This is a genomic window from Parapedobacter sp. (genome assembly GCF_053550995.1).
Window position 1 is genome coordinate 1 of record NZ_JBMQOC010000005.1, and the last position, 6,959, is coordinate 6,959.

Below are 6,959 nucleotides of genomic sequence, written 5' to 3' on the forward strand. Positions count from 1 at the left end.
GATCCCTTATAACGCTGCCGGGGAAGCGGAAGGCTGTACGGAAATCAGTTTCACAACCACAACGCTTTTGGTTGCACCTGAATGCACCACGATTACCGGTCCGGCGGATAATGCTACGGATGTAGCGCTTAATGCAGCGCTAACATGGCAAGCCGTGGATGGGGCTGAGGGTTACCGCATTTCCATCGGTACAACCAGTGGCGGTTCGGATGTGGCTGACGGTGAGGTAGTAACCGGAGGCACATATACTCTCGATGCGGGTTGGGAGGAAGGCATCACCTATTACGTTACCGTGGTTCCATTCAACGCCGCCGGTGGAGCCGAGGGCTGTGCTGAAATCAGCTTCACTACAAAAGCGGAAGAAATCCCTATTCCGGCAATTCCAGAATGCACTACGATTACCAATCCGATTGACGGCCGAAATGATTCTTCGCTCGAAGCAGGTATCACATGGCTAGCCGTTGACGGCGCCGAGGGTTACCGCATCACCATCGGAACAACAGCAGATAGCGGCGATTTGGTAGACGACGTAGAAGTTAGCGGGACCGTATACCATCCCGCAATCGAGTTCACTGAGAATACCACGTATTATGTCACCGTTACGCCATTCAATGAGGCTGGCGATGCTACGGGATGTGGGCAGTTGCGCTTCACAATCATACCCGACAATTCGATTAGCCGGACAAAATATGGCTTTTCACCCAACGGGGATGGTATCAACGATTATTGGTCGATCGACGGAATTGAGCAGTACCCCGACAATACCGTTACCCTCTACAACAGATGGGGAGATAAGGTTTTTCGAGCCACTGGCTACGATAACCAGTCGACCGTATTTCGTGGCGAAGCCAACAGGTTAACACGATTGGGTGCCGGGACGCTTCCCGCCGGTACGTACTTTTTTGTTATACGGTATCGCGATGGTCAGGAAATAAAACAAGTAGAAGGATTTCTGGTGTTGCGGCGCTAACGCATACGTAACTTTTGAATTCCATGACGTTAAAGACAGTTTTCAATATGAAATTGGGGGTCTATCCTATTATTGCATTATGTGCCTTGCTAGTAGGGGCTCAGGGGAAGTCATTGGCGCAGCAGACACCGTCGTTCGGGGCATACAACTACGATCCGTTTATAATCAATCCCGCGTATGCGGGAATGGCCCCCGGGTCTGTCATCAATCTGAGCCACCAACGTTATACCCGTAATATAGAAGGTACACCGCAAAGTTCGTCGGTGAGTTTCCACACGCCGCTATCGGCCGACAAAATGGGGCTGGGCCTTTCGGTAATGGACGACCGCATCGGCGTTACATCGGCTACAAGTACGACACTAGCCTATTCGTATAAACTATTTTTTGACCATAGGCCCAATCGCCCCTATTGGCAGGTGTACGACCAAAACGTGCTCTCATTTGGTATGACCGTCGGTATAAAGCAACTTTACGAGAACTTGGTGGAGTTAGGAATAGCTGACGATCCAGCGTTTGCCGAAAATCTAGCGGAGACCATCCCGGTAATTGGTGCGGGATTGCTGTATAATCGTGTTGGTTTTTACTTAGGGATTTCGATGCCCAACCTGTTAGGCGACCGTGTTTGGTCAAGAGATGACATACATCTTTCTTCCCCGATGTATGGGTATTTTGGTTATCGATTTTTTACCGATATCTACAATGAAAATATGGTTACGCCCAGTGTATTGGTAAAATATGAGCGGGGAGCGCCGGCCCAAATCGATGTGAATGTGTCTGCCAGTTTTAAAAGCCGGTTCGAAGTTGGCGCCGGCTTCCGAACCAGTTCTTCAATGAATTTTTTAGCAGGGTTTTACCCAATGGAGCAGCTCAGGGTCATATACCATTATAGCATCGGTCTTAAAAGCCCCGTTTTGGGCAATAATCACGGATTGGTGGTATCCTATGCATTTGGATACGATTGAGTGAACCGGGCGTGCTGTGCTAAGCGCCTCTGTGATTGGCAAGAGCCGTCCATTGGCAGCTGGTCTTTAATTTCAGTATTTCGGCCAACGCGTGTGCCCTTGCACCACAAATCCCGTTTAGTAGGGCTAGAAATAATTGGGGATTTGCTGAATCCAGCGGAATTTTAGATCGGATATAGGTAACTGACATTCACTTGGCCCCGGGGGCGAATGCCCCAAACATAGCACGCAGAAACTGGACATGAAAAAAGCTATATCCGTTGTAAAAGCCGAACGAAGCCTTTGGACGAGCACGTGGGAATGGATAGATATTTATGAGTCAAAGCTGAAAAAGTAAAGACATGATAAAACAAACGAAATATTGTTACTTAGGATGGCTCGGTTTACTATTGACGATTAATCTGACCTTTGCACAAAACAGACAAAACATTCAACCAAGTGATTACCTTCGGATGAGGTGGAGTAATGTCGCAACGGGGATGTCCGCCGAATTCGCCAGCAATGTAGGTGTTCCACATCGTTATGCGCCGTTCTGTTGGCAGTTGGCTAAGACGCGCATGCACCCAATCGCTCATACCAATGGTGATTTCCAATGCCTTTGCCTGTTTCGCCAATTCCCTCCAATATCCGATCGCCATTTTGGGCTCGAGCGGTATTGGTGGTCTAATTAAGGACGATTGCCGTCAGCGCGACAAGCAAAGCGGTTTTACGGTATTTTTTCATTTTATCCACGAGTTATCGAAGCGTTGAAACATATATTCACCCCCCTTGGGGCGTGTTTCGCTTACGTGTATTGGTCGATAAAACTATAAAGAATCTGTCTGCGCGGATACGTATATGTTAAATAATCATCACTTGATATTAACTCAAACAACCCTCTTTATTTCTGCCGTTGATACCATTCCGCGTATTCCGATTCGCTAAAGGATTCAGGGCGTATGGACAACTTATGCTTAATTTGTTGTTGAAGCAATTTGGCCATTTTCGACTTAACTTCCATATAGGCAGGATCGTGGGCTAAGTTTTTGTCTTCGAGGGCGTTTTCATCACGCAGGTCATACAACTCGAACTCGTCGGGATATCCTCCGAGTGCATCGAAATAGTGACTGTATTTCCATTCCGAGGTGCGTACGCAACGTATTCGGTTTGCGGCCTTAACTACACTGGCTCTATCCGCAGCGCTGGCTTTTGTGTCGTCAAATGTAAATAATATAGCCTCCTGCACAGGTTCGTCTTCATCCAGCAGGGGTAGGAGGCTGGTACCCCGTAACCCTTCGGGCTTTGCGGCGTTGGTGATATCGGCTATTGTAGGCATGATATCGATCAACGACGCCAGGTTCAGGGTACTTTTATAGTTTGTTGTTTCGGGAAATAATATCGGGTTGGAAAAGACCATCGGTACCCGCAGGGCTTCCTCGTAAGCCACGAACGCCTTTTGACGCATCCCACCATGAGCCATTCCCATTTCGCCGTGATCGGCAAGACGGATCACCAGCGCCTGCTCGGCCAATTTAATGCCATCTGTTTCCTTATACAGTTCATCAATGAAAGTACCTATTTCCGTGTCGATGAGTTTTAGCAGATTGCCGTAGAAGTTGAGGTAGTTGGTTTGCTTTTCAGGCGTATCCAACAGTCCTAGCCCCAAAGCAGCCGAGGTTTTTACTTGGGCTTGTGCCGCGGGTTTTCCGTTCGCGACAAGGTCTTCGTTTACCGTTGCCGGAAGCGTTAGCGGACCTTTCAGGAAACTGTCTTTATAACCGTACTGGAAACCTCGGGGATAGCAAAGCACATCGTGAGGGTTAACAAGGGAGAGAATAAGGCAATACGGCTTGCCTTTTCCTTTGGCACGAAGATTCCTTACGTTTTTGATGAACTTGATGGCCTGTTGTATATATGTGCTGTCATGGTTAGCAAATCCGCCTCCGAAATTCTCGGGTGCGGTATCTTCGCCGGCATCGGGCGCTTCCCAGCCTCTAAAGCCGTACATCGCGATATCTGACGGATTCGGGCCGCTACCTTCGGCGCCCTTGCTCACGTGCCATTTGCCGCGGTAGTGCACGTCATAACCATCGTCTACAAGCATGCGTGCTATATTTGGGAGGGTATTGTCTAATGTGACTTCGCCCGGCGAATATTTTCCACCTTCGGTTAGTGTTTGTGTTACATGGTGTTGCGCTGGGTAAAGCCCTGTCAATAATGTGGATCGGCTGGGTGAGCACATACAGGTATTGCAGAAGGCGCGATCGAAGCTGAATCCATTTTGTTTCAGGAAGGTAAGCGTTTTGAGGTTATCCCTTTCCCAATTTTCGGGGAAATGCTGGGTGGCTCTTTCCTGATCGGTAATAATCATAATGATGTCTGGTTTGCCGGAGATGCTGGCAAGGCGTTCGCTGAAATTCATAGTTTGTAGATTTTGCGTAAATATTTGACTAAGTGGGTCAATGTACGGAGGATCGGTCGGATTTCCGAATGAAGTTATCGTTTAGCAATGATCAACGCGATTAATCAAGGACATGTCACCGGTGATTTTCGACGATCCGCGTAATCCAAGATATCTTTTGCTATGGTATTTGGGGTCGCATAGCCCTTTACATATGTTGAGAGGAAAATCATTTTCGTTGTTTTCGGATCCTGGTCAGCGGCGTAGCCAAGATGGTTTCATGTTCCTGTGATTTTTCGACGGCCATACCAGCGGTTAACCCTTTTTTTATAAGCGAGGTATTCTTTTCCGAACAATTCTTCTAGCCTATTTTCTTCATTTTGAATGATTGACCTGTCAATAATAATTATGAATACCGGTGGAAAAATAAAGGGAGATAGCGAACCTAGAAAGATTGCTACGCCTAAAAGCATGAGGGCCATTCCTAAGTAAATAGGATTTCTACTCCATCGAAATGGCCCCGAAGTGATTAGACTAGAGGGATTACCAAAAGGGGTAACCGAGGTTCTTTTCTTCAGCAAAATGGAATTTGCTAACGCAACAGTTACAATTCCGATGATGATAAGGGCAATCCCAGCCCAAGAATAGGAGATTATTGTCGATACAGGGCATACGTAGTGAAAAAGAAACGACAGCCCTATAAACAGAAAGAAATAGAAATCTGGTGTCATATTTGCTTTCATAGCCAAATATAACAGGTTTAAATTAGAAACATAGAGCGAAAATGCCATCGTGGAAGCAAACATCATCGGTTGGCTTCACCTATGTGCCGTTTACCTGACAGCATTCGGTATTTTGGCGATGACCGGTTTGGAGCTCGTATTGAGGGCGAAGATAAGCCTGTCCAGGAATCAGATTCTCATCGGCACCTCGTTGATGTTGGGGCTGTCGCTGCCCGCTTACATGAAGGAAAATCCCGTCCAGTTGGAAAACACCTCCCTCATGGTGTTTATCAATGTGGTCTTGGCCACGCCCATGCTTGTGTCCGGTCTGTGGGCATTCTTGCTCGATAACATCCTGCCGGGTACAGCGGAAGAACGGGGTATAAAAGGCTGGCTTTCTGAGCCTTCGTCTTAACGGATTTTAAGGATGTTTCCGGCTTTCGGAAAGTATCTATGGGACATCGTTCCCCGATTTTAGCCAGTTTGGGAAACCTTTTTTTACGGCGTTTTTATGATTTCCCTGGATAACACCCTGGAGGAAAAATCCGGGCAATACTGTCTGGTTTTCCTGGTATTCGGCAGGGGATATACCCGTCCTGTATGTCAAAGGCGAGCGGAGCAACCCGACGAAGTCGCCGAGGTGATACACCGGTTCATGGTAAAATAACAATAAAGCGTTCAGTCAGCGTCACATCCAGCTCTTTTAACCGCTTAGTGAATAGTGCACCTAGCTTTAACACGTTATTTTTTGCTTTCCGTCTCGCGGCAAATGGGAACCACCATTTCGCAATCTATTTTGCTTTGGCTGCATGTATCGTTATCTTTCACCACGCTCACAACGACCATGAACCCGAAAGTCGCAAATGTATAAGCTGGATTAAGTGCGTATATTTGGCGGACGAATATTCAGGATCTGCATTTATTTATCCCATGGCAATCGAAGCATTGAAAACATTTTTTGCGAACCATCCTATACCGGAAAATACCATGTTCAACGCGACTATGAAAATCGCCGATCCCCGATTGTTCCTGGAGACGAACCTTAACGTCGTTGACGAATGGAAGGGGAATCTTGATAAATGCCCCAGCTATTGGCACTTGTGCGATTTGGTTAAGGTACTGGACCCGGAGCATGGTATTGAATATACAGCGGGAAAAGCACCATGATATGACTGAATCAAATATTATTCCGATTGTGGGATTCCAAACAGCCAACGCATTTGAAACATGGCTGGCAAAACATCACCATGACCCAAATGGGCTTTGGCTTAAAATATTCAAGAAAGACTCCGGGAAAAAAACCATCAGCTATGCGGAAGCACTTGATGTAGCGCTTTGCTACGGTTGGATTGATGGTCAGAGGAAGGCATATGACGGACAGGCCTGGCTGCAAAAATTTACCCCACGGAGAGCAAAAAGTATTTGGTCCAAAGTAAATATCGGGCATGTCGAGCGATTGATCAATGCTGGGAGAATGCGGCCTTCGGGGTTAAAAGCTATCGAAGAAGCAAAAGCGGACGGTCGTTGGGAAAACGCATACGATTCGCCGAGCAAAATGGTTATACCGGAAGATTTCCTGAAAGAACTGAGCAAAAACAAAAAAGCGGAAGCGTTTTTTAGGGGCCTCAATAAGACCAATCTTTTCTCCATCGGGTTCCGCCTGCAGACGGCAAAAAAACAAGCGACGAGGGAAAAGCGCATGAAAGAAATCATCGAAATGCTGGCAAGAGGTGAAAAATTCCAATAAATGATTTGGCCAGGTAGCGACGATGGTTGGAAAGTACTAGCCGCTAGCATGGTTTTTGCGTTCATGGATAATCGGTGAGCAGGGCCGGTAAGCGTATCTTTGTTTTCCGGTTTTACATTTACATGTTTTAGAGTTATCGCGATTATGAATAAGTTATGGATTATGCTGTTTGCAGCAC

The 6,959-nt window shown here is 46.9% G+C and carries 8 protein-coding genes; 5 read left to right on the forward strand and 3 right to left on the reverse strand.

The genetic code is table 11. From position 1 onward, the window contains the following. Both ACO1NT_RS00515 and ACO1NT_RS00520 read left to right on the forward strand, forming a co-directional pair. Nucleotides 1-970 (forward strand): T9SS type B sorting domain-containing protein (locus ACO1NT_RS00515; RefSeq protein ID WP_449046355.1); only part of this gene is annotated, 970 nt, incomplete at its 5' end. Nucleotides 971-993: 23 nt separating this feature from the next. Beyond that, on the forward strand, nt 994-1,932 hold the full coding sequence (locus tag ACO1NT_RS00520) for a PorP/SprF family type IX secretion system membrane protein (protein ID WP_449046356.1): 939 nt from the start codon (nt 994-996) through the stop codon (nt 1,930-1,932). Nucleotides 1,933-2,318: 386 nt separating this feature from the next. Here ACO1NT_RS00520 and ACO1NT_RS00525 read toward each other — a convergent pair whose 3' ends face one another. The 3 genes from ACO1NT_RS00525 to ACO1NT_RS00535 form a co-directional block, all read right to left on the reverse strand. Further along, complete coding sequence (locus tag ACO1NT_RS00525) at nt 2,319-2,570, reverse strand: hypothetical protein (RefSeq protein WP_449046357.1); 252 nt, start codon at nt 2,568-2,570, stop codon at nt 2,319-2,321. A gap of 242 nt (nt 2,571-2,812) precedes the next feature. Further along, nucleotides 2,813-4,333, reverse strand: coding sequence for a sulfatase-like hydrolase/transferase (locus ACO1NT_RS00530; protein ID WP_449046358.1), 1,521 nt, complete (start codon nt 4,331-4,333; stop codon nt 2,813-2,815). A gap of 257 nt (nt 4,334-4,590) precedes the next feature. Continuing rightward, the gene (locus ACO1NT_RS00535; RefSeq protein WP_449046359.1) at nt 4,591-5,103 is read right to left on the reverse strand and encodes a methyltransferase family protein; all 513 of its coding nucleotides are present in this window, start codon (nt 5,101-5,103) and stop codon (nt 4,591-4,593) included. Nucleotide 5,104: 1 nt separating this feature from the next. Here ACO1NT_RS00535 and ACO1NT_RS00540 point away from each other — a divergent pair, with 1 nt between their 5' ends. From ACO1NT_RS00540 to ACO1NT_RS00550, 3 genes are all read left to right on the forward strand, one after another. After that, nucleotides 5,105-5,449, forward strand: coding sequence for a hypothetical protein (locus ACO1NT_RS00540; RefSeq protein WP_449046360.1), 345 nt, complete (start codon nt 5,105-5,107; stop codon nt 5,447-5,449). 515 nt (nt 5,450-5,964) lie between these two features. After that, nucleotides 5,965-6,201, forward strand: a complete 237-nt coding sequence (locus ACO1NT_RS00545) for a DUF6965 family protein (RefSeq protein ID WP_449046363.1) — start codon at nt 5,965-5,967, stop codon at nt 6,199-6,201. Between the two features lies 1 nt (nt 6,202). Beyond that, nucleotides 6,203-6,781, forward strand: a complete 579-nt coding sequence (locus ACO1NT_RS00550) for a YdeI/OmpD-associated family protein (protein WP_449046362.1) — start codon at nt 6,203-6,205, stop codon at nt 6,779-6,781. Nucleotides 6,782-6,959 lie beyond the last annotated feature (178 nt).